Consider the following 22,660-nt stretch of genomic DNA (forward strand, 5'->3'; position numbering starts at 1 on the left):
ATTATTTATGGAAGTTTGCAAACAAGTAATTTTTATTTATGGTGTTTTCTGTAGTGTTTTATTTTCCATAAAGTTTATTCACTTTTGGTTGAATAATCCAAATTCCAATGAAATAAAACCATAATAGGAAAAATTCCCCTGCAAAATCCCCGAATCCAACTTTTCTTTGTAATTCAGCGGTTTTAATTGTTTTCGCAACAAAATACATTGAATAGAAAATACAAAACATTGAGAATAAATGAAGAGGTATAATAATGGCAACAATCCAACCGCTATTTGAGAATCCATTAACTCCCATTCCATAAAAAATAACACTAATGTAAGTTATTATCAAAAAGATATAAATCAAAGGAATAAAAAAGAGTACTTTAAATTTATTCACTTTCATTTTTATTTCCTTTGGAATGTTTTTCTGAAGACCGATTGCTATTGACCAAAACCAACCAAAAAATACTCCAACAAAAACAAGCATAATTATTGGAAAAAATTGAAAAATATCTATAAAATTTTCAGTGTTTGCATTCGATTCCGTTTGAGTTTGCATGAACATACTAAACAATGTAAAAAATTGAAAAAAGAATGGAATTCCAAATATTCCTATAAATAATTGCCAATGCTTTGCTTTTAAAAAAATATCTATCATTTATTCTATTAATTTCGGTTCTTACATTACTGTCAACGCTTATTTTATGCAACCAACTTATACTAGCTAAAACCAGTATTTTTGATGCACGGCTTAGCTTATGCAAAGTTTTCTCTACTTCATTTTTTTGATATTTACAGCATAGGCCCTCTGTGGGTTTTTAATAAGCAATAAATCAATATCCTCCTGACTAAACCCATGTTTCTTTAAGGTTGGGATTAGATATTCGAAAATATCATTATAGCTGCGATAATTTCCGCCATTTTCCTGTCCTGGATCATACCAACCTGCATCATGGGATATTAAAATTTTATGAAGCATATTTTCTTTTTTCAATTTTGTTAAAAGTTCTACAAACCAATCGATTCCACCAGGTTTGTCAAAATTGTTTTTATTAAAATTATCTAACGAAATCCACGCTCCTTGTTTTGCGGCTTTCATATACCCTTCGAAAGTGCCATCCTGTGCATGTGTCCATACGAAAGCTTCAGGGGAAACTCCTTCGATTTTCAAAATTTCTAATTGTGTAAATGCCGGGCCATCGGTGCCAGTATGTGAAACAATGGTCAATCCTGTTGCTTTGTGCGTAATTGCTGCTGCTTTAACAATTTTTACATGCATTGGCGATAAGGTGTCTTTCCTTTCAACTGCAATTTTTATAAAACCTGGGAATACACCAGAGCCTTCAATTCCATTGTTAAATTCCTCAATCCAAACTTTAGCAATATCTTCAGAGGTTTCGTCAAAAGCGTGTTTAGGGATATATTTATTATCTCTTACACCATAATAACCTGTATTGGTAACAATATTTATTCCGGTTTTTTCGGAAAGTTCTTTAAGTAATAAAGGATCGCGGCCTAAATATGCAGGGGTACACTCAAAAAATGTATTTACACCTTTTCGTTTAGCTTCCATTAAAAAAGGAAGCGCCCTTTCAATTACTTTCGACTTTTCCCAACGATGGTATCCAGTGCTGTCAGCTCCAATAAAATCGACCAATATATGCTCATGGATTAAGCTAATTCCCATTTCTTCAACAGGTATTTTGCCTTTTACGGTAATAAGTGTTTCTTGCTTCAAATTTTGGGAACAACTTATCATAAAAAAAATAGTAACCAGAAAAATAATTAATTTACTCATAATTCTAAATTTTATAGACAAATAATCGGTTAGTCGGTTAATTAAAATCATTGTTCACTTTTTTCATTTATCCAACTTACGAAGTTTTGCTGGATTTTTTTCAGGTATGCAGCTAACGTGATTGGCTATGGTTTGTTGCGTGATTAAGTACCTAATTTAGAAAATAAAAACCGAATAGAAAATCAAACATTGATTTTCGTAAGTCGGCAACGACTTAGCAATAAACTATAGCCGGTGTTGTGCACAGTAATTTTTAATTCAATTTATTCAATTCCGTTTCCAATTGGTCAAGTGTGAATTCTTTGAAATCGTTAAGTTCAAAATTTTTAGAATCCGTCATTGATTCTCCAACTGCAAGCGTTGGTTTTCCATTTGAATAACTTATTCCAATAACTTTTATCTCTTTTCCTTTTGGAATGTTCTTAAAGACTAAATTTCCGTTTTCATAAGTTCCAGTCATTATGCTCTTGATTTCTTTAAATACTATTTGAATTTTAGTTTCAGTTGGGTTGTTTGTTTTAACAATAAAATCTGTTTTTTCGCTGTCATCAATTTCCCAAAACCTATCACAATTTATCCATCCCATTTCTGTGGCTGAAAACATATAATATTCTAATACATTTGGGTCAATTTGTTGAATAGCCTCATTTGTCAGGTTAGAATATTGATTTCTGAATTTTTGTTTAAATCGATTCCAATTTATGAAACGACTACCCGAAATGCTTAAATAATAATCCCAGTCATTTTTTACTTCTCTATCGTAAGATTCGATATCAAAAGCAGGCGCAGATTTTAAAAATTCTTTTGCGAGTTTTAAAGCTTCATCATTTTGTTTTCTTTCAGAATGGCTTTCAGGTCGGAAATTATACATTATGCCTTCCTTACTGATGTTAAAATCAAAACTAGCTGTCCAGTTGTTTCTGTTGAATTTTAAGGCGACTATACTATCTACGTTTGATGGATTCTCAATATAATCTATAATTGTTTGGTTACTACCTTTTAGCTTTAAATCAAAAAAAGTTGCTGTACTACCCGAAGACCAAAAACCATAATCGTATAAGTCATCTGTCATTTCAATAGGATATTCAATTTCATATCCAATGTCCACTCCAGTTATATCCAAACTATCAATTTCGGCTATGCTTTCTTGTGTCGATTTTGTTTCAAAGAATTTATAGTCAGGAATCCAAGTTTTTATGCTATCATTTAATTTTAACTCATAGAACAAATCCATTTCTTTATCCAATCCGTTCTTTGGAAATCCAACAACAAAAGCTTTTCCTTTTTTTACTAAAAGACTTTTACCCTTCACTTCTGCATTAACATATATCATTCCATTTGTTTCTAGGATTCTATCTCCAGAAATAGTTTGTAGATTTTCAAAAATCATATCAGTAAGACTAAAACACTCTTTAAGTTCAATTGTAATAGGTTCATTTGGTTCTGTTCCATCTTCGAATTGAAAAGCATTAGCAGGAATATAAATGGATGTTCCTTTTTTACCTTTTAATACAGTTTCTTCGTTTGCTTGAATTGTGAAATTCTCTGATGTTGGTGAAAGAACAGACTTAATTTCCGCAATAGATGCAACAGGAATATTCCTATTCTCATTTTTATCAGATGAGCAATTAGTAAATAACATTGAAGTTATCAAAATTCCCAAAATTAACTTGATGTTTCTTGTCATAGTCTTATTGTGCACAACTTGTTTATATGCACTAGTTTATTCTTCTTATAATGTCAATTTGGCGGGATATGCGCTACTTTTAACATTTTTTGTTCCGTATGTATCTTTATTCATTTTTGCTTGACATCATGCAAACCAATATTAGCCTTTTCTTACAAATAAACCAAACAATTAATTCTTTTTTGCAAACTCCTTAAAAGTCTTCTTTTTCACATGATTTTTATCAGGTCATAAACTTGGTAAACGTTTACTGGTATTTCTATGCTTTCTACATAGTTATTCGAAGTTTATACCCACGTTCCTTACAAAACCAACTATTTGCACAAAATCCTAAAATAAACTGTACATTTGCACAAAATTAAAGGAGTAACCTAAATGAAATAGTGTTTGCTTCAAAAAAACAAACTATGTCATTTACCAATTTAGGCTTATCCCAAGCCTTGCTAAAAGCTATTAGCAAAAAGGGATACACAACCCCTAGCCCCATACAACAAAAAGCCATTCCGCATATATTACAAGGCAAAGACATCTTGGCATCTGCACAAACAGGTACCGGAAAAACAGCGGGGTTTACCTTGCCGCTTTTGCATTTGTTATCTGAAAATCCGAAAGAGAAATACAGTCCCATTCGTGCCTTGATACTCACGCCCACCCGCGAGTTGGCAGCCCAAGTATATGCCAACGTAAAGGAATACAGTGAGTTTGTAAACATACGCAGTGCCGTTATTTTTGGTGGCGTTAACCAAAAACCCCAAATAGCAACCATGCGCCAAGGCATTGATGTGTTGGTGGCAACCCCGGGACGTTTGTTGGATTTAATCAATCAGAATCACATATCCTTAAAACGTGTGGAGATTTTGGTATTGGATGAAGCCGACCGTATGCTAGATATGGGTTTTTTACGGGATATTGAACGTATTATAAAAATGATGCCAGAGAAACGTCAGAACTTGATGTTTTCGGCAACGTTTTCGGCAGACATTAAGAAATTAGCACATGGTATTTTAAATCACCCGGTGCAAGTGGAGGCGACTCCAGAAAACACGACGGTGGATGCCATTAGCCAAAAAGTATATCGCGTTTCCAAAAACTTGAAATCGGATTTGATCATTAAATTGATTTCTGAAGGGAACTGGAAACAGGTATTGGTGTTCGGACGCACGAAACATGGAGCCAATAAACTGGCTGAAAAGTTAGTGAAAGCCGGCATTACTACGGCTGCCATACATGGTAATAAAAGCCAGGGAGCCCGCACCAAAGCTTTGGAAGGATTCAAAAAAGGAAGCGTACGTGTGTTAGTTGCGACCGATATTGCGGCACGTGGTTTGGATATTCCGTTGTTACCACATGTTATTAACTTTGAAATCCCAAACATTCCCGAGGATTACGTCCATCGAATTGGTAGAACGGGCAGGGCAGGAGCAGTAGGTGAAGCCATATCATTGGTTAGTCCTGATGAAACCACCTTTTTACGTGATATTGAAAAACTGGTCGGCATGAAAATCCCCTCTGAACTGATAGCAGGTTTTGAACCCGACCCGAATGCGTCCACCGAACCTGAGAAAAGAGAGCAACGCCAAGGAGGAAACCGTTCTAGAAATAATAATGCAAGTCCGAAACCCGCAAATACGCAAAAATCCAATAATTCCAGACGACCAAACAGGAACAACGAACGTTCCAGAACCGATAGAAGAAACTAAGTGTTATGTCACCCATTTTAAAAGCGAAGATTTTAGAAGTTTGTGATAAGAAAATAAAGGAAAAAGGAGAAAACGTTGGTGTCTCTTTTTATGCCTTTTTTGAAAATAAAAACAAACAACCTGAGTTATTAATGGAAGCAGCCACGTGGTGGATTCAGGAACATACTTTGGACCATTTTGAGAAGGCTGTAAAAATTAAAAAAATGGTAGAATCGTTATGAGTTCGCAACCCAACAACCCACTACATGGCATTACTTTAGAGCAAATCATCAATGATTTGGTGGCGCATTATGGTTGGGAATATATGGGCTATAACATAAAAATTAAATGCTTTACAGATAAACCTTCGGTAAAATCGAGCTTGCAGTTTTTAAGGCGCACACCTTGGGCTAGAACGAAGGTGGAGGCGATGTATTTGGAGATGTTGAAGAAACAAAAAAGATAGTGAAATCCGTTGTGCATTTTGGATCTTTATCATTTACTGAATGTCAGTTCGAGTGAAATTCTTTTTTTAAGAATTTTGTATCGAGAACATTGGTTTACTCGAATTGACAAATTTAATTCAAGATGCACAACGGGTTAGTGAATTTTTATTTTGTTTGCTGTCTTTTAAAGATTGTTTTCAAGAGCAAAATTACTGACATGAGTAGTATGAGGGTCCCAAACCAATCCCCATAAGTTGCGTAAAAGGTAGGTACACTGTTAATAGGCATGTCACCTACTAAAGTTGTTAATTTTCCATGAGAAGCATTCGCTTCCGCAAGTATTCTTCCATACGGATCGCTGATGGTGAGCCTTCCTAGTCTTGCCGTTCTGACCTCCGAGAATCCGTTTTCCACACCCCTAAGGATGGCCATTCGTGAATGAAGCCAATCGTCCACCACAAAATCCCATGCAGGAATGCAAACAAAATCTACCTTGTTTTTGCCGTAGCTGCTAATGTAATCCGGAAAATCAAGGTCTTTACAAATCGCCGTTCCCATTTGATGATCCAAAAAGGTATGGATGCCAATAGTGTCACCCGGAGTAAACTGATCTTCCAAGCCCATAATAAGCTTGGCTTTATGGTAGTTGGTCACTACTTGACCTTGTTCGTTTATGGCGAGAGCGGAATTATGAGCTTTTTCAGAAAGGTAATTGGTATATCCAGCCACGATACCAATGTGGTGTTTTTTTGCACTGCTGCGTAGCATGCCCATAATAACAGAGTCTGTTTCTGGGCGTATGTTGAATGCCCTTTCGGGAAGTACGATTAAGGTCGCGCCACGTTCGGCAAGTTTGTCTATTTCCTGTATATAATTCTTCGTGTGTTGGAGGTTGCTTTCTGCGTCCTCAATATTCATGAAGTGCGTATTTTCATCCAGAACCACCATACCCACTGAAATGGTATCGGATTCCGGAATGGTGCTGAGTCTAAAAAAACCATATATCAATATGAAGAGAAGTAATAATAATGGAGTGCCTGTAGATAATAAAAGTTTTATTTTTTCCTTTCTAAAATGCCAACCTAGTGCTATAGCTGAAGGTGCTAAGCTTACCAAAAAAGTGATTCCTAAAATACCTGTTATGGAAGCGACTTGAATGAAGGGAAGCACATTCATTTGGGAATAAGCGATACTAAAAGCCGTGCCATGCGGTGAGAATGTTATTAACAACCATTCAAATAAACAAAAGAATAAAGGATATGCAAAAACCGCATACCACGCATGGGTTTTTATAACGACACTCCTTGTCCCGATTATTATGAAAGCGAAAATTAAAGATAAGATGACTAAAAAAATGATGGTAGGAACTAAAGAAACAACATCTGCCAACCAACTGAACCAACAAAGCCTTCCCAAAAAATAAGTCAAGAACCCCATCAAGAAGCTGTTTTTAGCCGACATCTTAAACGACAAGAGAAGGATAGGCACGGGAGCAATCCATAAAAGAAACCAATAGTCGCCATGTAATCCGTTTGATAAATACCAACATACACTTGATACTAGGATGGCTGCCATTATTTTTAGTTTCATATAGCTTCTTAAATATCTATTTATAATGAACAAAATTATAAATAATGTTTACGCGGAAATTGTATGTAATAGACATAAAAAGTACGCACTTACTTTGAAATTTTATAAAGTAAGCTTGCCATTTCCGGGGGATTGTTATAAAAAGACGAAGGGTTTTTGCCTGTATAATTTTGAAACTCCCTTATAAAATGGGACTGGTCGTAAAATCCGAGATCCAATGCCGCTTTGGTGAAACTCTGGGGTTTAGAGCCTAGCGATTCCATGGTATTTCTAAATCGTAAGAGCTTAATAAATGTTCTGGGTGAAAATCCGGTATATTTTAAAAAGAGACGTTCGGTTTTTTTATAGTTCCATTGGTTTTCTTCAGATAATTTTTTAATCTGGTCATTCGTGTCTTCTTCAACAGAAAACCGATTGATAAAATCTTTCAATACAAACCACTCTTTAGGCGGATTGGTAAGGATGTCCTTAAGCCATTTTTCAATACCATTGACATTGTTGGTTTCATCAATATGGGGCAAGTCTTCTACGTTGGGAATGTTAATTACATCAAATATCTCTGATAATGGTGTGATGTTATTGGAATGTAAACAGGCAGGAAGCTTTGTGAAAAGGGGTAAGGAACAAATTTTAAAGCGAACTCCAAAAAGATGAATGTTGCCAGTAAGTCCTAAGTATGTAGCAACTTTTCTTTGGCCGAGTAATAGGGGACTGGAAAAGTGAAGCGGAACGGCATTCTTATGGGCGCCATACCACAACACGGATGAATTGGTAAAAATCATTTCCGACCGTCCGCCAGGTACCAGCACTTCCTGTAGATTATTTTCTGCATCTACATAGCCTTTTAGGACCCAATAGCATTCAATATATTCGCTGAGTTCCGTGGATGTTGAAAATTCTTTATAAGAAAACATGATCAAATTTAGGCCTTGAAAGACCAATTAACAATTCTTTTTCTGTTTTTTTATATGTCGGAATGGATATGATGTAAACAAAAAAATAGCATTTATCTTAACATAAATGCTATTCTTAATTTAAATACTAACTGTTGAGTATTACTAACTGTTGGGTATATTAACCCTTGTTTTGTTGCTTTTTGATGGTTTTTTCATCAATATCAAACTTATTTGTTTTCGGACTTGTTTTCCCATTCGGATTTGTTGGGGTTGTCTGTTCTTTTGTTGTTTTAAATTTCTTTTTATCTTCTATAATTCCCATGATTTCTATTTTTAAGGTTAATACTCTAAGTTAAGGAATTAATGGCGGAATGGTCTTAAATGTATCTTAAAACTTGAAAATAGATGTTAATAATCATGCTTTTAAGGTAAATAATTATAGCCGAATAATAGTAAAATACCATTATTTAAAATTTGTTTTATCTCAATTGTCTCAACCCTTCATACACCACAATACCAACCGCATTCGCTAGATTTAAGCTTCTTACGTGGCTGCTGTACAAGGGTATTTTATAAAGGCTTTCGGCATGTTTTTCGGTAAGTGTTTTTGGCAATCCTACGGATTCTTTTCCAAAAACTAAAAATAGATTGTCTTCAAAAGGGATGTCCCAATGGGTTTTATGGCCGTGGCTAGACAAAAACACCATGGTTTTGTCTTTGTGGATGTTGAAAAAGTCGTCCACGCCCTCGTAATAAGTGATGGTAACATGTTGCCAATAGTCCAACCCTGCACGTTTTAACCTGGTATCGTCTATTTGAAACCCGAACGGTTTTACAAGGTGTAAATGAGAACCTGAAGCCAAGGCCAACCTGCCAATATTGCCGGTGTTGTTGGGGATTTCGGGTTCGATTAAAACTATGTTTAAGGGCATTAGTTTTTAATGGCTTTTACAAATTCGTGAATGGCGTTTACGGAGGTATCACTTAAAAACTTTATAAAAGCACTACCAATAATGGCACCTTTGGCATATTCTGTAGCTTGTGTAAATGTTTTATGGTCTGAAATACCAAACCCAATAATTTGTGGGTTTTTAAGATTCATATTCGCAATGCGTTCAAAATAGGTGGTATTCTCAACGCCAAACCCAGACTGACTGCCCGTAACGCTAGCACTGCTTACCATGTAAATAAAGCCGTTTGACACGGAATCAATAAAATGAATACGGTCGTCAGATGTTTGTGGTGTGATTAAAAACACATTGATTAAGCCGTATGTTTCAAACGTGCTTTTATAATCATCGTGATATACATCTACAGGTAAATCGGGGATAATCAAGCCATCAATACCAACCTCTTGGCATTTTTTGCAAAACGCCTCAACACCATATTGAAGTATGGGGTTAAAATAGCCCATGATGATTAACGGAATGTTAACCGACTTACGGATGTCTTTCAATTGATTGAAAAGCACTTCAGTCGTCATACCGTTTTTCAAAGCTTGGGTGGAGCTGGCTTGAATGGTGGGACCATCGGCTAAGGGATCGCTAAACGGTAAGCCGATTTCAATCATATCCACGCCACTTTTTTCTAGGTCTTGAATGATGGTTACGGTATCGTTCAAATGGGGATACCCTGCTGTAAAATATATGGATAGAAGTTTTTTGTCTTCTTGTAGTTTTGTTTGTATACGATTCATAATTATGTTGTTTTCGTCATTGCGAGGAACGAAGTGACGTGGCAATCTTTTGAAAAGATGCCTTCACTGCGTTCGGAATGACGTTACAGTTTAAAATATTTTATATAAGTATCCAAATCCTTATCCCCCCGTCCCGATAAACTCACCACAACAACTTCGTCTGGTTTAAAGGTTCGTTGCTCAAAAATGGCAAGCGCATGGGAACTTTCAATGGCAGGGATGATGCCTTCCAATTGGCATAATTCCAAACCAGCGGTCATGGCTTCATCATCGGTGATGGCCATAAATTCGGCTCGCCCTGTTTTTGCTAAATGCGCATGCATGGGGCCAACACCGGGATAATCCAATCCTGCGGAAATAGAATATGGCTCAGTGATTTGTCCGTCCGTAGTTTGCATCAACAGGGTTTTGCAACCATGAATGATACCTTCTTTTCCTAAAATAGAGGTTGCGGCACTCTCACCGGAATTCACGCCCAACCCTGCAGCTTCCACAGCGATAATCTTTACGTCAGGTTCATGTAAAAAGTGGTAATACGTACCAGCGGCATTACTGCCACCGCCAATACAAGCCACCACATAATCGGGGTTTTCCCTGCCTTCCTGTTCTTTTAACTGCCATTTTATTTCTTCGGAAATGACCGATTGAAACCGTGTCACCATATCTGGATAGGGATGTGGGCCAATAGCCGATCCAATAATATAATGCGTGTTTATCGGGTTATTGATCCAATCGCGAATGGCCTCGTTGGTGGCATCTTTAAGCGTTCTGCTACCTGATAAAGCAGGCACCACTTTAGCACCTAGCATCTTCATACGTGCCACATTGGGGGCTTGACGGGCAATATCAATTTCACCCATGTACACAATACATTCCAATCCCATCAACGCACAAACCGTAGCTGTGGCAACACCATGTTGACCCGCGCCTGTTTCGGCAATGATTCTGGTTTTCCCAAGGCGTTGCGCCATGAGAATCTGACCAATGGTGTTGTTGATTTTATGCGCACCCGTATGGTTTAAATCTTCACGCTTTAAGTAGATTTTGGTATTATATTTTTTGGATAGTCGCTTGGCAAAATAGAGTGGGGATGGTCGACCCACATAATCCTTAAGCAATTGGTTGAACTCCTTTTTAAAGTCGGGTTCAGCCATCACGTCTAAATATTTTTGGCGCAGTTCTTCTACATTGGGGTAGAGCATTTCTGGAATGAATGCCCCTCCAAATACGCCATAATAGCCTTTTTCGTTTACGTTGTAGTTCATATTATTTCTATTCCCACGAAGGTGGGAATTTTTTTGTTTTTAGTTCAATTTTATAATGGATTCCTGCCTGCGCAGGAATGACAATCTTTAATTTGTTTTTGTCAGTTCGAGTAAAATTCTTTTTTTAGAATTTTGTATCGAGAACTTTTCCTTACCATACCATTTTTCCGGCATGTTCAATTTATAATGGATTCCTGCCGGCGCAGGAATGACAAACTGTTTCTTTTAATGAGATTACTTCGTCTCCCGATAGCTATCGGGATTCCTCGTAATGACGTTATGTTTAAACTCCTTTAATTTTTCAATATCTTTTAATCCTGCTTCTATTTCAAATTTACTGTTCACATCGATGGCGTAACAGTATTTGGATTCTGGCTTTTCTAGGAATGACAAAAGGTTTTCAACCTCGTTTAAACCAATACCACCACTTAAAAAAAACGGTTTTTTGGAAGGATACTTATTTAAAATTGTCCAGTCAAACGTGTATCCGTTGCCCCCAGGTAATTTGCCTTTAGTGTCGAATAAAAAGTAATCACAAACTGTTTCATATGGTTTTAAATCATCAAAATTGAAATTAGCATCCATTGAAAATGCTTTGATGATTTCAATGTTATATGTTTTTAATTTTTCACAATATTCAGGTGATTCATGTCCGTGTAATTGAGCCGCATGCAAATGATAAAAGTTTATTTTATCAATGACATCTTGCAGTTCGGCATCCACAAAAACCCCTGTTTTTTTTATGGTATGAGGTATCTGGGGCATATGGTTTTCACCGAAATGTCTTATGGATTTTTCGTGAAAAATAAAGCCAAGATAATCTGGTTGCAATGCTGCAACGTGTTCTATATTCTCTTGGTATTTCATACCACAAACTTTAAGCTTCATATTTTCTTATTCCCGCGAAGGTGGGAATCTTTTTGTTTTTAGTTCAATTTATAATAGGTTCTCCTCCTTTGGAGGCGTTAGAGGAGGCTTTTAATAAACTCTCTAGCACTTTCCCCAGGATCAGCCGTTTTCATAAAGTTCTCCCCAATTAAAAAGCCTTGGAAACCAAAAGGCTGTAATTCTTTAATGGCTTCAATATTGCTGATGCCACTTTCAGACACTTTTACAAACTCATTTGGAATCATCTCACTTAGAGTTTTACTAATGTCTAAACTGACTTCAAAGGTTTTTAAGTTTCTATTGTTGACGCCCAACATATCCAAACTTGGCATGATGGATTTATGTAATTCTTCTTCGTTATGGACTTCCAACAACACATCCAAATGGAAACTCTTGGCAAACTCTGAATATTGTTTGATTTCCGCTCTGGTTAAAATCGCCGCAATCAACAAAATAACATCGGCACCATAAGCTTTGGCTTCCAATATTTGGTATTCGTCAATGATAAACTCTTTTCTTAACAAAGGTAGGTTACAACTCGCTCTGGCTAATAATAAATCGTCTAAAGCGCCACCAAAGTATTTTAAGTCCGTTAAAACAGACATGCCACATACGCCAGCATGTTCGTAACCTTTGGCGACATCCTGTACGTTTAAATGCTGATTGATGGTCGATTTTGAAGGTGACCGTCTTTTATGTTCTGCAATAATGCCTGAGGTGCTGTTTCTTAATGTATGAGCTAAAGAGGTCGTTTTCCGTTCAAATAAAATGGATTGTTCCAATTGGGATATTGGAATCAATGATTTCTTTAAATCGACTTCTTGGCGCTTATCAGCGACTATGTTATCTAATATATTCATTTACTCAATGCAATTAATGTCTCTAAACTTGTTTTGGCTTTTCCAGAAAGTAACGACTCTTTAGCTAGTTCAAAACCTTGTTTGTGACTAATCTGTTTCACGGTGGCGATCGCTAAACCAGCATTGGCACACACCACATTGTTTTGTGCTTCAGTGCCTTTTCCTTGAATGACCTCCATAAAGATTTTTGCGGAATCTTCAATAGTGTTGCCACCATAAATAGCGTCTTGTTTTATTTGTGGAAGTCCCAAATCTTCTGGTGAAAATAATGTTTCACTGTCGTTGGAAATCACCTTTGTTTTTCCTGTCAAAGATATTTCATCATAACCATCTAAGGCATGCACGATGCTATAATTTTTATCAGTATTCTGATATAAATAACCATATAGCCGTAGCAATTCTAAATTAAAAACCCCCACCATTTGATTTCTTGGAAATGATGGATTTACTACGGGACCCAACATGTTGAAAAACGTTTTTACGCCCAATTCCCGACGAATGGGTGCGACATGTTTCATGGCAGGATGAAACAACGGCGCGTGCAATACGCAAATGCCTGCTTTGTCCATGGAACGTTTTAAAAAATCTTCATCATTCGAGAATTTAATGCCTAAGAATTCCATAACGTTTGACGAACCACAGGCAGATGACACGCCGTAATTACCATGCTTAGCCACATGCACACCCGCACCAGCAGTCACAAATGATGCCAATGTTGAAATATTGAACGTGTCTTTGCCATCGCCACCCGTACCACATAAATCAATTGCATTGAAGTCCTTTAAATCAATAGGGATACAAAGTTCCAATAGGGCATTTCTAAAGCCTTTGAGCTCTTCAAGGGTGATGCTGCGTACCATAAAAACCGTTAGGAAGGACGCAATTTGACTTGGGTTGTACATTTGGTTGGAAATGTTTACCAAAATCTGTTTCGCCTCTTCGCTTTCTAAGGTTTCGTGGTTGATTAATCTATTAAGTATCTGCTTCATTTTTGTCATTCCTGCGACGGCAGGAATCTAAATTTAATTCAACTTTAGTTTATAAGGGATTCCTGCGTTACTCATTGATTCATATCTTATATCCATAGTCTATTTACTTTTGTCTATTGTCTATTGTCTATTGTCTATTGTCTATTGTCTAACATCTATTATCTAACATCTAACCATCAATCCAATTCCTCAAAATCTGCTTCCCATGCGGCGTTAACACCGATTCAGGATGGTATTGCACACCTCGTACATCATAGGTTTTATGGCGCAAGGACATGACTTGTCCGTTGGCATCAAATGAGGTCGCTTCTAAACTGTCTGGTAAATTGGCATCCACCACCCAAGAATGGTAACGTCCCACTTCAATGTCTTTTTCAAGTCCGTTAAATAACGATTCATCATCCACGGTAATGGTGACTTTAGTCGCCACACCATGATAGACGTCTTCTAAATTTATCAGCGAACCACCAAAAACCTCCCCAATGGCTTGTTGCCCTAAGCAAACACCCAAAATGCTTTTTGTGGGGGCATATTTTTTAATGATGGGCTTTAATAAACCCGCTTCATCTGGAATACCAGGGCCTGGTGACAACACGATTTTATCAAATGGTTCCACATCTTCCAAGGTTAATTTATCGTTCCTCAACACGGTAACCTCACAATCTAGATCTTCTAAATAATGCACCAGATTGTAAGTGAAACTATCGTAATTATCTATAACTAGTATTTTCATATTTTGTTCTTCCTGCGAAAGCAGGAATCTATTTAATTTATATTCCAATTTATAATGGATTCCTGCGTCCGCAGGAATGACAGTATATTTAAATGTCTTCCGCTAATTTAATAGCTTTTGTTAGCGCACCTAATTTATTGTAAACTTCTTGCAATTCGTGTTCTGGATTGGACTTTGAAACCAATCCGGCACCAGCTTGCCAATGTAATTTATGGTCTTTACTTAAAAAAGTCCTAATCATAATGGCATGATTAAAATTGCCGTTAAAATCCATAAAGCCAATAGCACCGCCATAAAATCCGCGACTTGTTTTTTCGTATTGTTCAATCAGTTGCATAGCTCTGTGCTTGGGCGCGCCACTTAATGTTCCCGCAGGGAATGTATCGGCAACTACTTGCATGGTGGATGTTTCAGGATGTTTTTGTCCAGTAACCTTACTCACCAAATGAATGACATGCGAAAAAAATTGAACTTCGCGATACCTATCCACGGTGACGTGGCTACCATGGCGACTTAAATCATTTCTAGCCAAATCTACCAACATGACATGTTCTGCATTTTCTTTACTGTCTTTTTTAAGGGCTTCGGCCAGTTCGGCATCTTTTACGTCGTCACCCGTACGTTTAAACGTGCCAGCAATAGGATGTATTTCGGCCTTGCCATCACTGACAATGAGTTGGGCTTCAGGCGAACTTCCAAAAATTTTAAAATTACCATAATCGAAATAAAATAGATAGGGAGACGGATTGATACTCCTTAAAGCTCGATACACATTAAACTCGTCACCTTTAAATTCTTGGGTAAAACTTTTTGATAATACCAATTGAAATACATCGCCTCTCGCGCAATGTTTTTGGGCAAGTTCTACATGGGTTTTATAATCATCATCGGTTAGATTGGAGGTGATGTTACCTGACGGTGAAAACTTATAAGAAGGAAAATTTTGAATGTTAATCAGTTCGTCTATTTCATGAATATTGTTTTCGGCATTAAAACAATGTGCAAAAATATACGCTTCGTTTTTAAAATGGTTTATGGCTATAATATTTTGATAAACAGCATAATACACATCAGGAATGGTAATGGAATTTTCTTTTTTGGTAATAGCAACATCTTCAAAATACCTCACGGCATCATAAGCGGTGTAACCGAAAATGCCATTGTTAATAAACTTGAAATTTTCTTCTGTATCAACCTCAAAACGTTTTGTGAATTGATGGATTTCATTAGCCAAATTGATGGTATCATCTATAATGGTTGCCGTTGTGCTTCCGTCAGGGAACGTTTGTGTTATTATTTCGTTTTCAACTTTGATGGATGCAATAGGATTAAAACAGATGTAGGAGAAGTTTTTTTGGCTTACATGATAATCGCCACTTTCCAAAAGGATGCTGTTTGGGTATTTATCCCTTATTTTATAGTAAACCGTAACTGGTGTAATGGTATCGGTTAATATTTTTTTGTGATACGTATGTAAATTAAATGTCATCATCATAAATAGTTTCATAAAAAAAGGCCTGTCGTGAATGACAAGCCTTTTTGATATTTTAAGTTTTAAATATACTAGGTTTTACTTCACGAAATTTAAGTTTCTAAAGCACCACCACCAAGTATTATTTAAAATTATATTCATTGTATTGTTTTAACTGTGTCAAATATAGAAATGAAAATATAATTACACAATACTTTCACGTGTTTTTTTAAACAAAAAACTACCATAAGTTATATGGTAGTTTATGCTGATCATCAGGGATAGAGAGAGTTAGTTTGCTATTAATCTTACCTTGCCTAATAATCGAATCAGTTCTTGTGTTTCTTCATCTGTTAAAGAGCTGATGATTTTTTTTTCTGTATTATCAATTATTGCGTCTACGATATCTAGTAGTTTTAATCCTTCTTGGGTAATGGTAATATCTATTTTTCTGCGATTGGTTTTATTAATAGTCTTTTTGACATATTTTTTTATAACAAGCTTATCAATCAACCTTGTGGTATTGCTCATTTTGTTTATCATGAGTTCTTGTATCGTTTCTAAACTAATCGGTTTTTCATGCTGCCCACGTAAAATTCTAAGCACATTAAATTGCTGTATGGATATATCAAAAGGTTTAAGAGCGTCGTTTAGTGTTTTATTTACTAGGCCATAAGTATATAATACATTAATTATGGCTTTTTTAGATAATGATAAATCTGAACTTATTTTTAAGATGGATTCAATATGCATCTCGAACTGTTGTATATACAAATGTATATAATTAGTTTTAAAATATTTATATAATTATAAAATTTTGTTAAACAATCACAGACACGTTTAGTATTATCTAAATTTATAGCTATGGATTTATTAAAAATATAAATTAATGAGAATTATAATGTTCTTGGTATTAGCACTTATTGTTTCTTCTTGTAATGATAAAAAAGCTAATGACGCTTCAAATGTTGTTAAAGCAGGAGAAGAAAACATGATTGAAGTTGCAAATACAGATCTTGAAGTATACGATTTTAATGGATTTCAAAAATTTTTACAAAAAAAAGATGATAAGGTATATGTTGTTAATTTTTGGGCAACTTGGTGTGCCCCTTGCGTAAAGGAAATGCCTTATTTTGAAAAGTTGAATCAGGAATATAAAGAAGATAATGTTGAAGTGCTTTTTGTGAGCTTGGATTTTCCACACCTTTACGAGTCCAAGTTAAAACCTTTTATTAAAGACAAAAATATAAAATCCAAAGTAGTTGCATTAAATGATGTAGACATGAATACTTGGATTCCCAAAGTGAATGAAAAATGGTCAGGCTCCATTCCTGCAACCATCATTTATAAAAACGATACAAGTAAGTTTTATGAACAATCATTTACCTATGAGTCTTTAGAAACAGAATTAAAACAATTTTTAAAATAAGCTTAATTTTTAAAAAACAATAAATATTTACCTATGAAAACAATCAAAATTTTATCATTAGTAACACTCGTGGTAGTTATGAGTGCTTTTACTGTTAATAAAATAGCAGTAGCAGACGGTTATAAAGTGGGCGATGTTGCCGAAGACTTTAAATTGATGAATGTTGATGGAAAAATGGTTTCTCTATCCAATTATAAAGATGCCAAAGGCTTTATAGTTACTTTTACCTGTAACACCTGTCCGTATGCTGTGGGTTATGAGGATAGAATCATAGCGCTTAATAATAAATATGCTTCTTTAGGTTATCCAGTCATTGCCATTATGCCTAACAATCCAGATGTGCAACCTGGTGATAGTATGGAAGCCATGAAAAAGAGAGCAAAAGAAAAAGGGTTTACCTTTCCTTATTTAATGGACGATGGCCAAAATATTTACCCTAAATATGGTGCAACCAAAACGCCACATGTATTTATTTTACAAAAAACAGCTAAAGGACATGTTGTAAAATATATTGGCGCCATTGATGATAATTATCAAGATGCTTCAGCAGTAAAGACCAAATATGTAGAGAATGCCGTAAATGCCTTGCTTAAAGGGAATGAAGTTCCTGAAAAAGAAACTAAGGCTATTGGATGTACCATTAAAGTTTAGTTCATCGAAAAAAAACAGAGAAAAATCTGAAGTTTATAACACTTCAGATTTTTTTTCGTTCATATTCAAATTAGAAATATTAAGTTTGTAATTATTTAATTTCAAATTATGATAGAAGATTTATCTCAAGAGGAATGGGCAGAACAATTGGCGAGTGATGATAATGCAGTGATTCTTGATGTTAGAACGGATGCCGAGGTATCAGAAGGTATTGTTCCTAATGCCATTCATATTGATTTTTATAGAGGACAAGATTTTATAAATGAATTGGAAGCTTTAGATAAAAGCAAAAATTATTATGTGTATTGTCGGTCTGGCAACAGAAGCGGACAAGCTTGTCAAATCATGGAGCAATTAGGATTTGGAAATGCCTATAACCTTGAAGGAGGTATGCTGCAATGGACTGGAGATATTGTTGATATAGACTAACTTAAGCCAAATGAAGAAACTACCCTACTTATATTTATTACTTCTTATAGCTTTTTCGAGTTGTAAAGAAGCTGAAAGTTCAAAAATCACTGTCATCACTCCAGAAGAAATGCAAAGTTTCTTGGAAGCTGACAATGTTCAATTAATTGATGTTAGAACTCAAGAAGAATATAATAAAGGCCACATTAAAGGGGCTCAAAACATCAATTTTTTTTCACCTACATTTTTTGATGATATCAATAAATTAGACAAAGAAAAACCGGTGTATCTTTATTGCAATTCTGGTAAACGAAGTGCGAAATGTGCCGAAAAAATGATTGAAATAGGATTTATTAAAATTTATGATTTAAACGGCGGTTTTTCAAAATGGAAACATGAAGGTTTAGAACTTGAAAACTAAATTACTACTACAAATTATCAAAAAGCGCATACGCTTTAATTCTTAATCCTAACCGCATTTTCTTTTACTTGTTTTTGAATTATTCGAGATTTTTTCTTGTTTTTTTTATTTTATCTTTTTTTTAAGCGGTTCAACTTGTTATTTTTATTTATATTTTCTTTTTATATACTTTTATTTTATTATTCAGTTCAAGAGTAATTATCCTTTAATTTTAAATTTAATTATTAATTCTAAATTTTTATGGAACACGGTTATTTGATATTAGCAATATTGGCTTTATTATTTATAAGTATTTATGGATACTCATATATTCCCGATGTTTTGGAAAAAAGAAAAGAAAAGCAGTTAAAAATTGAGCAAGCTGAACTTGAAGAAGCAAGAAAAAAAGAGAGCTTGATTAAAAAGGAGCTCAGAGATGAAACCTTAAACAAGTCTTTAAAAAGAAGTGCGGAAATTAGGATGGAATTGCAACAATTAGAGCTAACTAAGAAAAACAAAACAGATCTTTTGGAAGAAGAATTGAACCAGATGAAAGTTGATAAAATGAAAAAACAACAAGCTGGTTAAAAAAGCATAGTATAAAAAAAGCAGCCCCTAAAAATTTATTTTTAGGGGCTGCTTTTTTTATGTATAATTAAGGCTTTTATTCCTTTAAAAAATCTGTTTTACCAGTTTTTTTTCTGTAAATTTTTATTAAATAAATTATAAATCCTACTAGCATTAAACTCAAGAAAAAATAAGTTGCAATAACATAGCCTATTCTATATTTTGGCGGTTTACCTAAATACTGACTGATATCTTGATTCGTGTTTATTTTAATTGAATTAAAAAGTTCAGCAACAACGTCTTTATCAAAATGTGTATCGCTTGCATAGAAAAATGTATATAAATTTTTATTCAATAAATAAAATTCAGCTTCATATGTAGGCGTCTCTTGATCGTTAGCAAATTTTAGGTTGTAACCCGTAAAACCTTCTTTTTTAACAAGTGTTGTGGTCTTTAAATAATAAGGAACCCTATATCTCATTCTAGCAATAACACGATTGTATTCATCAATTAAACTTGCATAATCGTATGGTAATCTTGAAAGGCTTTCTTTTTGGTTTTCATCTTGAAAAAGCACTTTTTGAGCAATAAAATCATAGGTATTTGTTTTGAATCTTATTTGATGGATTTTCACGCCATCAACAAGCGTATCCGATTCATAAAAGGTATTAGGAACGTCAAGTGAAACAATGGGATCAAAAGCATACGTTCTACTTTCATCATTTTGGGAGTATCCTAGAAAACTAAATAGCACAAAAAAAAGCGGTATATATTTTTTCATAAATGTCATTTTGGTTGAAATCAATACTGATTTTTTTAAAATTTTTGACAAGCCTAAATTAGGCATTTTTTTAACTTGATGGATATTTATTAACACTTTTAGTAAAGCGATGGTTTTTGTGTTTTATGAGTATTATTAAATGCTTAATTAAAAAGAAATTATCTGTTTTTAGGCTAACTTTTTAGATGAGGATCTAATGATAAGTTCTGCTGGAAGAATTAATTTATTTAATGACACCTTTTCGTTTGGGGAATCTAATCTCATTAAAAGTGTTTCCGCAGCTACTTTACCAATTTGTTCGCTATGCTGTTCAACAGACGTGATGGACGGCGTAACTAAAGAGGTAAAAGGCTCGTTAGTAAAACCTACCAAAGCGATATCTTCAGGAACATTTATATGGTTTTCCTGTAACACTTGAAGCGCTCCTAAGGCTGCATAATCTCCTGCAGCATATACGGCATCAGGTCTATTTTTAAGCCCTAAAAGCTGGTTCATAATGCGTCTGCCATCTTCAATACGTAAATTGCTTTCTATAATTAGTGATTCTTCTATGGGTAATCCAAATTTTTCTAAGGCATCTCTATAACCCCTAATCCTGTTTTTGTAGATTCTTGTATGGCTAAAACCAGCAATATGGGCTATTCTTTTACAACCTTGTTCAACCAGATGTTCAATCACTAAATGACTACTCAAATAATCGTCAATGCCAACATAATCCACATTCAAATCATTTTCACCCCTATCAAATAAAATTAGGGGAATACCTTTGGATTTAATTTTCTCATAATAATCCAATTTAACGGTTTCATTCGCCATGGAAGCAATAATGCCATCTACTTGCGTGTATAATAAAGCGTCAATACTTTTACATTCTTTTTTATAGGATTCGTTTGATTGCGCTATGATAACGTTATAGCCTTTTTCATTTAAAACCTCTTCAATTTTTTCTATGATGGAAGAGAAAAAATGGCTGTTGGCTTTCGGAATAATAACGCCAACCAAATTGCTTTTGCCTTTTCTTAAAGCAGAGGCCAAATGGTTGGGTTGGTAGTTTAAGTTTTGGGCTATTTGTAAAACGGCTGTCTTGGTTTTATCACTTATTCGGGGATGGTTGCTTAGTGCTTTTGAAACCGCCGAAGGTGTAATGCCCAATACATTAGCAATATCTTTTATGGTCGTTTTTTTTTTGGTAGCCAATTTTTGTATATATTTGTTTCAACGTTTGAACAAAAATAATCTTTTTTGTTAACATGCCGTTTTTATTTAGGATTATCCTTTAAAAATCTATATTTGAAATATTTTGTTTTGAAGTATATATTTTTGAAAGTAATTTTTTAAAACATGTTCAAACGATTAACCAAATACAATAATTAATAAATTTATTAAATGAGTAGAGTTGTAACATTTGGAGAAATCATGCTAAGATTAGCTCCCCAAGGATTTTTAAGATTTTCTCAAGCGGACAATTTTGAGGTTGTTTACGGTGGAGGAGAATCTAATGTAGCAGTTTCATTAGCCAATTATGGTATTTCAGTAGATTTCGTAACACGATTGCCAAAAAATGATATTGGTCAATGTGCTATGATGGAAATGCGTAAAAGAGGTGTTGGTGTCGATAAAATTGTTTGGGGTGGCGAGCGTTTAGGGATTTACTTTTTGGAAACTGGAGCAGTATCTAGAGGAAGTAAAGTCGTTTACGACAGATCACATTCGGCGATGTCCGAAATCCAACCAGGTATGGTTAATTGGAATGAGGTATTTAAAGGTGTTGAATGGTTTCATTGGACAGGTATTACACCAGCTATTTCACAAAGTTCGGCTGATGCTTGTTTAGAAGCGGTTAAAGTAGCCAGTAAATTAGGAATTACCATTTCAACGGATTTAAATTACAGAGCAAAACTTTGGAAATATGGTGGCGATCGTGAAGCTATTATGACTGAATTGACTTCGTACTGTGATGTCATTTTAGGAAATGAAGAAGATGCTGAAATGCACTTCGGAATTAAACCAGAAGGCTTGGATGTACAAACACACGGACATGATGTAAAAGCAGAAGCTTTTTTATCTGTTTGCCAACAAATGATGAAAAAATTCCCAAGAGCTAAAAAAGTCATTACGACGTTAAGAGGTTCTATTTCTGCATCTCACAACACATGGGCAGGTGTTTTATACGATGGTAAAAAAATGTATGAAACCCGTCAGTATCAAATTACCGATATCGTTGATAGAGTAGGTGGTGGAGATAGTTTTATGGGCGGATTGATATATGGGTTGTTAACTTATCCGGACAACGACCAAAATGCCTTGGATTTTGCAGTGGCAGCATCTTGTTTAAAGCACACTATTAAAGGTGACGCCAATTTGGTAACTGTAGAAGAAGTCACAAAACTAATGGGTGGCGATGCCTCAGGTAGAGTAGCGAGATAGATTAGTTTATTTGT

26 protein-coding genes are annotated in these 22,660 nt (G+C 35.1%); 9 read left to right on the forward strand and 17 right to left on the reverse strand.

Annotated elements, in window-relative coordinates; genetic code table 11:
* Window positions 1–58: 58 nt before the first annotated feature.
* The 3 genes from CDH49_RS14230 to CDH49_RS14240 form a co-directional block, all read right to left on the reverse strand.
* Window positions 59–643, reverse strand: coding sequence for a hypothetical protein (locus tag CDH49_RS14230; protein ID WP_100616207.1), 585 nt, complete (start codon window positions 641–643; stop codon window positions 59–61).
* A gap of 114 nt (window positions 644–757) precedes the next feature.
* The gene (locus CDH49_RS14235) at window positions 758–1,783 is read right to left on the reverse strand and encodes a phosphotriesterase family protein (RefSeq protein WP_100616208.1); all 1,026 of its coding nucleotides are present in this window, start codon (window positions 1,781–1,783) and stop codon (window positions 758–760) included.
* A 253-nt stretch (window positions 1,784–2,036) separates the two neighbouring features.
* Window positions 2,037–3,425 carry a hypothetical protein gene (locus CDH49_RS14240; protein ID WP_100616209.1) on the reverse strand — a complete coding sequence of 463 codons (1,389 nt, stop codon included), beginning with the start codon at window positions 3,423–3,425 and terminating at the stop codon, window positions 2,037–2,039.
* Between the two features lie 452 nt (window positions 3,426–3,877).
* On the opposite strand from CDH49_RS14240, the gene CDH49_RS14245 reads away from it, so the two are divergent.
* The 3 genes from CDH49_RS14245 to CDH49_RS14255 are packed head-to-tail and all read left to right on the forward strand — an operon-like array spanning window position 3,878 to window position 5,615.
* On the forward strand, window positions 3,878–5,170 hold the full coding sequence (locus CDH49_RS14245; protein ID WP_100616334.1) for a DEAD/DEAH box helicase: 1,293 nt from the start codon (window positions 3,878–3,880) through the stop codon (window positions 5,168–5,170).
* Window positions 5,171–5,175: 5 nt separating this feature from the next.
* On the forward strand, window positions 5,176–5,391 hold the full coding sequence (locus CDH49_RS14250) for a DUF6500 family protein (protein ID WP_100616210.1): 216 nt from the start codon (window positions 5,176–5,178) through the stop codon (window positions 5,389–5,391).
* Window positions 5,388–5,615 carry a VF530 family protein gene (locus CDH49_RS14255; protein WP_100616211.1) on the forward strand — a complete coding sequence of 76 codons (228 nt, stop codon included), beginning with the start codon at window positions 5,388–5,390 and terminating at the stop codon, window positions 5,613–5,615. The genes CDH49_RS14250 and CDH49_RS14255 overlap by 4 nt, the downstream gene beginning before the upstream one ends.
* 145 nt (window positions 5,616–5,760) lie before the next feature.
* On the opposite strand, the gene CDH49_RS14260 is transcribed toward CDH49_RS14255, so the two are convergent.
* From CDH49_RS14260 to CDH49_RS14310, 12 genes are all read right to left on the reverse strand, one after another.
* Window positions 5,761–7,170: an apolipoprotein N-acyltransferase gene (locus tag CDH49_RS14260; protein ID WP_157805328.1), complete on the reverse strand. Its 1,410-nt coding sequence runs from the start codon at window positions 7,168–7,170 to the stop codon at window positions 5,761–5,763.
* A 104-nt stretch (window positions 7,171–7,274) separates the two neighbouring features.
* Window positions 7,275–8,099 carry a helix-turn-helix domain-containing protein gene (locus CDH49_RS14265; RefSeq protein WP_100616213.1) on the reverse strand — a complete coding sequence of 275 codons (825 nt, stop codon included), beginning with the start codon at window positions 8,097–8,099 and terminating at the stop codon, window positions 7,275–7,277.
* Window positions 8,100–8,259: 160 nt separating this feature from the next.
* Window positions 8,260–8,403, reverse strand: coding sequence for a hypothetical protein (locus tag CDH49_RS15765; protein WP_193434742.1), 144 nt, complete (start codon window positions 8,401–8,403; stop codon window positions 8,260–8,262).
* A 157-nt stretch (window positions 8,404–8,560) separates the two neighbouring features.
* A complete protein-coding gene (locus tag CDH49_RS14270) occupies window positions 8,561–9,013 on the reverse strand; it encodes a tRNA (cytidine(34)-2'-O)-methyltransferase (protein ID WP_100616214.1) in 453 nt (150 codons plus the stop codon).
* Window positions 9,013–9,777: a tryptophan synthase subunit alpha gene (gene trpA, locus CDH49_RS14275; protein WP_100616215.1), complete on the reverse strand. Its 765-nt coding sequence runs from the start codon at window positions 9,775–9,777 to the stop codon at window positions 9,013–9,015. Before trpA ends, CDH49_RS14270 begins: the two co-directional genes overlap by 1 nt.
* A gap of 83 nt (window positions 9,778–9,860) precedes the next feature.
* A complete protein-coding gene (trpB, locus tag CDH49_RS14280) occupies window positions 9,861–11,042 on the reverse strand; it encodes a tryptophan synthase subunit beta (protein WP_100616216.1) in 1,182 nt (393 codons plus the stop codon).
* Window positions 11,043–11,276: 234 nt separating this feature from the next.
* On the reverse strand, window positions 11,277–11,930 hold the full coding sequence (locus CDH49_RS14285) for a phosphoribosylanthranilate isomerase (RefSeq protein ID WP_100616217.1): 654 nt from the start codon (window positions 11,928–11,930) through the stop codon (window positions 11,277–11,279).
* A gap of 77 nt (window positions 11,931–12,007) precedes the next feature.
* A complete protein-coding gene (gene trpC, locus CDH49_RS14290; RefSeq protein WP_100616218.1) occupies window positions 12,008–12,790 on the reverse strand; it encodes an indole-3-glycerol phosphate synthase TrpC in 783 nt (260 codons plus the stop codon).
* A complete protein-coding gene (trpD, locus tag CDH49_RS14295) occupies window positions 12,787–13,779 on the reverse strand; it encodes an anthranilate phosphoribosyltransferase (RefSeq protein WP_100616335.1) in 993 nt (330 codons plus the stop codon). The genes trpC and trpD overlap by 4 nt, the downstream gene beginning before the upstream one ends.
* A 169-nt stretch (window positions 13,780–13,948) precedes the next feature.
* Window positions 13,949–14,512 carry an anthranilate synthase component II gene (locus CDH49_RS14300; RefSeq protein WP_100616219.1) on the reverse strand — a complete coding sequence of 188 codons (564 nt, stop codon included), beginning with the start codon at window positions 14,510–14,512 and terminating at the stop codon, window positions 13,949–13,951.
* Window positions 14,513–14,600: 88 nt separating this feature from the next.
* The gene (locus CDH49_RS14305; protein ID WP_100616220.1) at window positions 14,601–16,004 is read right to left on the reverse strand and encodes an anthranilate synthase component I family protein; all 1,404 of its coding nucleotides are present in this window, start codon (window positions 16,002–16,004) and stop codon (window positions 14,601–14,603) included.
* 270 nt (window positions 16,005–16,274) lie between these two features.
* Complete coding sequence (locus tag CDH49_RS14310; protein ID WP_100616221.1) at window positions 16,275–16,736, reverse strand: MarR family winged helix-turn-helix transcriptional regulator; 462 nt, start codon at window positions 16,734–16,736, stop codon at window positions 16,275–16,277.
* 136 nt (window positions 16,737–16,872) lie between these two features.
* On the opposite strand from CDH49_RS14310, the gene CDH49_RS14315 reads away from it, so the two are divergent.
* From CDH49_RS14315 to CDH49_RS14335, 5 genes are all read left to right on the forward strand, one after another.
* A complete protein-coding gene (locus CDH49_RS14315; protein ID WP_100616222.1) occupies window positions 16,873–17,412 on the forward strand; it encodes a TlpA disulfide reductase family protein in 540 nt (179 codons plus the stop codon).
* A 33-nt stretch (window positions 17,413–17,445) separates the two neighbouring features.
* Window positions 17,446–18,063: a thioredoxin family protein gene (locus tag CDH49_RS14320; protein WP_100616223.1), complete on the forward strand. Its 618-nt coding sequence runs from the start codon at window positions 17,446–17,448 to the stop codon at window positions 18,061–18,063.
* A 108-nt stretch (window positions 18,064–18,171) separates the two neighbouring features.
* A complete protein-coding gene (locus tag CDH49_RS14325; RefSeq protein WP_100616224.1) occupies window positions 18,172–18,492 on the forward strand; it encodes a rhodanese-like domain-containing protein in 321 nt (106 codons plus the stop codon).
* A 10-nt stretch (window positions 18,493–18,502) separates the two neighbouring features.
* Complete coding sequence (locus CDH49_RS14330; protein WP_100616225.1) at window positions 18,503–18,892, forward strand: rhodanese-like domain-containing protein; 390 nt, start codon at window positions 18,503–18,505, stop codon at window positions 18,890–18,892.
* A gap of 240 nt (window positions 18,893–19,132) precedes the next feature.
* The gene (locus CDH49_RS14335; protein ID WP_100616226.1) at window positions 19,133–19,459 is read left to right on the forward strand and encodes a hypothetical protein; all 327 of its coding nucleotides are present in this window, start codon (window positions 19,133–19,135) and stop codon (window positions 19,457–19,459) included.
* 76 nt (window positions 19,460–19,535) lie between these two features.
* Here CDH49_RS14335 and CDH49_RS14340 read toward each other — a convergent pair whose 3' ends face one another.
* Both CDH49_RS14340 and CDH49_RS14345 read right to left on the reverse strand, forming a co-directional pair.
* Entirely contained in the window at window positions 19,536–20,219 is a 684-nt protein-coding gene (locus tag CDH49_RS14340) for a hypothetical protein (RefSeq protein WP_157805329.1), read from the reverse strand.
* Between the two features lie 168 nt (window positions 20,220–20,387).
* Window positions 20,388–21,416 (reverse strand): LacI family DNA-binding transcriptional regulator, encoded by a 1,029-nt coding sequence (locus tag CDH49_RS14345; RefSeq protein ID WP_100616228.1) that lies wholly within the window; start codon window positions 21,414–21,416, stop codon window positions 20,388–20,390.
* Window positions 21,417–21,605: 189 nt separating this feature from the next.
* Here CDH49_RS14345 and CDH49_RS14350 point away from each other — a divergent pair, with 189 nt between their 5' ends.
* Window positions 21,606–22,646 (forward strand): sugar kinase, encoded by a 1,041-nt coding sequence (locus CDH49_RS14350; RefSeq protein ID WP_100616229.1) that lies wholly within the window; start codon window positions 21,606–21,608, stop codon window positions 22,644–22,646.
* Window positions 22,647–22,660 lie beyond the last annotated feature (14 nt).

This window comes from Confluentibacter citreus, assembly GCF_002807055.1.
Taxonomy (GTDB): Bacteria; Bacteroidota; Bacteroidia; order Flavobacteriales; family Flavobacteriaceae; genus Confluentibacter; species Confluentibacter citreus.

Bases quoted from the DNA above. Each gene is read 5' to 3' on its own strand.
- CDH49_RS14305 (WP_100616220.1), bottom strand. From the start codon at position 16,004: ATGATGACATTTAATTTACATACGTATCACAAAAAAATATTAACCGAT.
- CDH49_RS14330 (WP_100616225.1), top strand. From the start codon at position 18,503: ATGAAGAAACTACCCTACTTATATTTATTACTTCTTATAGCTTTTTCG.
- CDH49_RS14230 (WP_100616207.1), bottom strand. From the start codon at position 643: ATGATAGATATTTTTTTAAAAGCAAAGCATTGGCAATTATTTATAGGA.
- CDH49_RS15765 (WP_193434742.1), bottom strand. From the start codon at position 8,403: ATGGGAATTATAGAAGATAAAAAGAAATTTAAAACAACAAAAGAACAG.
- CDH49_RS14245 (WP_100616334.1), top strand. From the start codon at position 3,878: ATGTCATTTACCAATTTAGGCTTATCCCAAGCCTTGCTAAAAGCTATT.
- CDH49_RS14320 (WP_100616223.1), top strand. From the start codon at position 17,446: ATGAAAACAATCAAAATTTTATCATTAGTAACACTCGTGGTAGTTATG.
- CDH49_RS14255 (WP_100616211.1), top strand. From the start codon at position 5,388: ATGAGTTCGCAACCCAACAACCCACTACATGGCATTACTTTAGAGCAA.
- trpD (WP_100616335.1), bottom strand. From the start codon at position 13,779: ATGAAGCAGATACTTAATAGATTAATCAACCACGAAACCTTAGAAAGC.
- CDH49_RS14350 (WP_100616229.1), top strand. From the start codon at position 21,606: ATGAGTAGAGTTGTAACATTTGGAGAAATCATGCTAAGATTAGCTCCC.
- CDH49_RS14270 (WP_100616214.1), bottom strand. From the start codon at position 9,013: ATGCCCTTAAACATAGTTTTAATCGAACCCGAAATCCCCAACAACACC.
- CDH49_RS14235 (WP_100616208.1), bottom strand. From the start codon at position 1,783: ATGAGTAAATTAATTATTTTTCTGGTTACTATTTTTTTTATGATAAGT.
- CDH49_RS14250 (WP_100616210.1), top strand. From the start codon at position 5,176: ATGTCACCCATTTTAAAAGCGAAGATTTTAGAAGTTTGTGATAAGAAA.
- CDH49_RS14335 (WP_100616226.1), top strand. From the start codon at position 19,133: ATGGAACACGGTTATTTGATATTAGCAATATTGGCTTTATTATTTATA.
- trpC (WP_100616218.1), bottom strand. From the start codon at position 12,790: ATGAATATATTAGATAACATAGTCGCTGATAAGCGCCAAGAAGTCGAT.
- CDH49_RS14310 (WP_100616221.1), bottom strand. From the start codon at position 16,736: ATGCATATTGAATCCATCTTAAAAATAAGTTCAGATTTATCATTATCT.
- CDH49_RS14240 (WP_100616209.1), bottom strand. From the start codon at position 3,425: ATGTTATTTACTAATTGCTCATCTGATAAAAATGAGAATAGGAATATT.
- CDH49_RS14300 (WP_100616219.1), bottom strand. From the start codon at position 14,512: ATGAAAATACTAGTTATAGATAATTACGATAGTTTCACTTACAATCTG.
- CDH49_RS14265 (WP_100616213.1), bottom strand. From the start codon at position 8,099: ATGTTTTCTTATAAAGAATTTTCAACATCCACGGAACTCAGCGAATAT.
- CDH49_RS14325 (WP_100616224.1), top strand. From the start codon at position 18,172: ATGATAGAAGATTTATCTCAAGAGGAATGGGCAGAACAATTGGCGAGT.
- trpB (WP_100616216.1), bottom strand. From the start codon at position 11,042: ATGAACTACAACGTAAACGAAAAAGGCTATTATGGCGTATTTGGAGGG.
- CDH49_RS14340 (WP_157805329.1), bottom strand. From the start codon at position 20,219: ATGAAAAAATATATACCGCTTTTTTTTGTGCTATTTAGTTTTCTAGGA.
- CDH49_RS14285 (WP_100616217.1), bottom strand. From the start codon at position 11,930: ATGAAGCTTAAAGTTTGTGGTATGAAATACCAAGAGAATATAGAACAC.
- trpA (WP_100616215.1), bottom strand. From the start codon at position 9,777: ATGAATCGTATACAAACAAAACTACAAGAAGACAAAAAACTTCTATCC.
- CDH49_RS14315 (WP_100616222.1), top strand. From the start codon at position 16,873: ATGAGAATTATAATGTTCTTGGTATTAGCACTTATTGTTTCTTCTTGT.
- CDH49_RS14260 (WP_157805328.1), bottom strand. From the start codon at position 7,170: ATGGCAGCCATCCTAGTATCAAGTGTATGTTGGTATTTATCAAACGGA.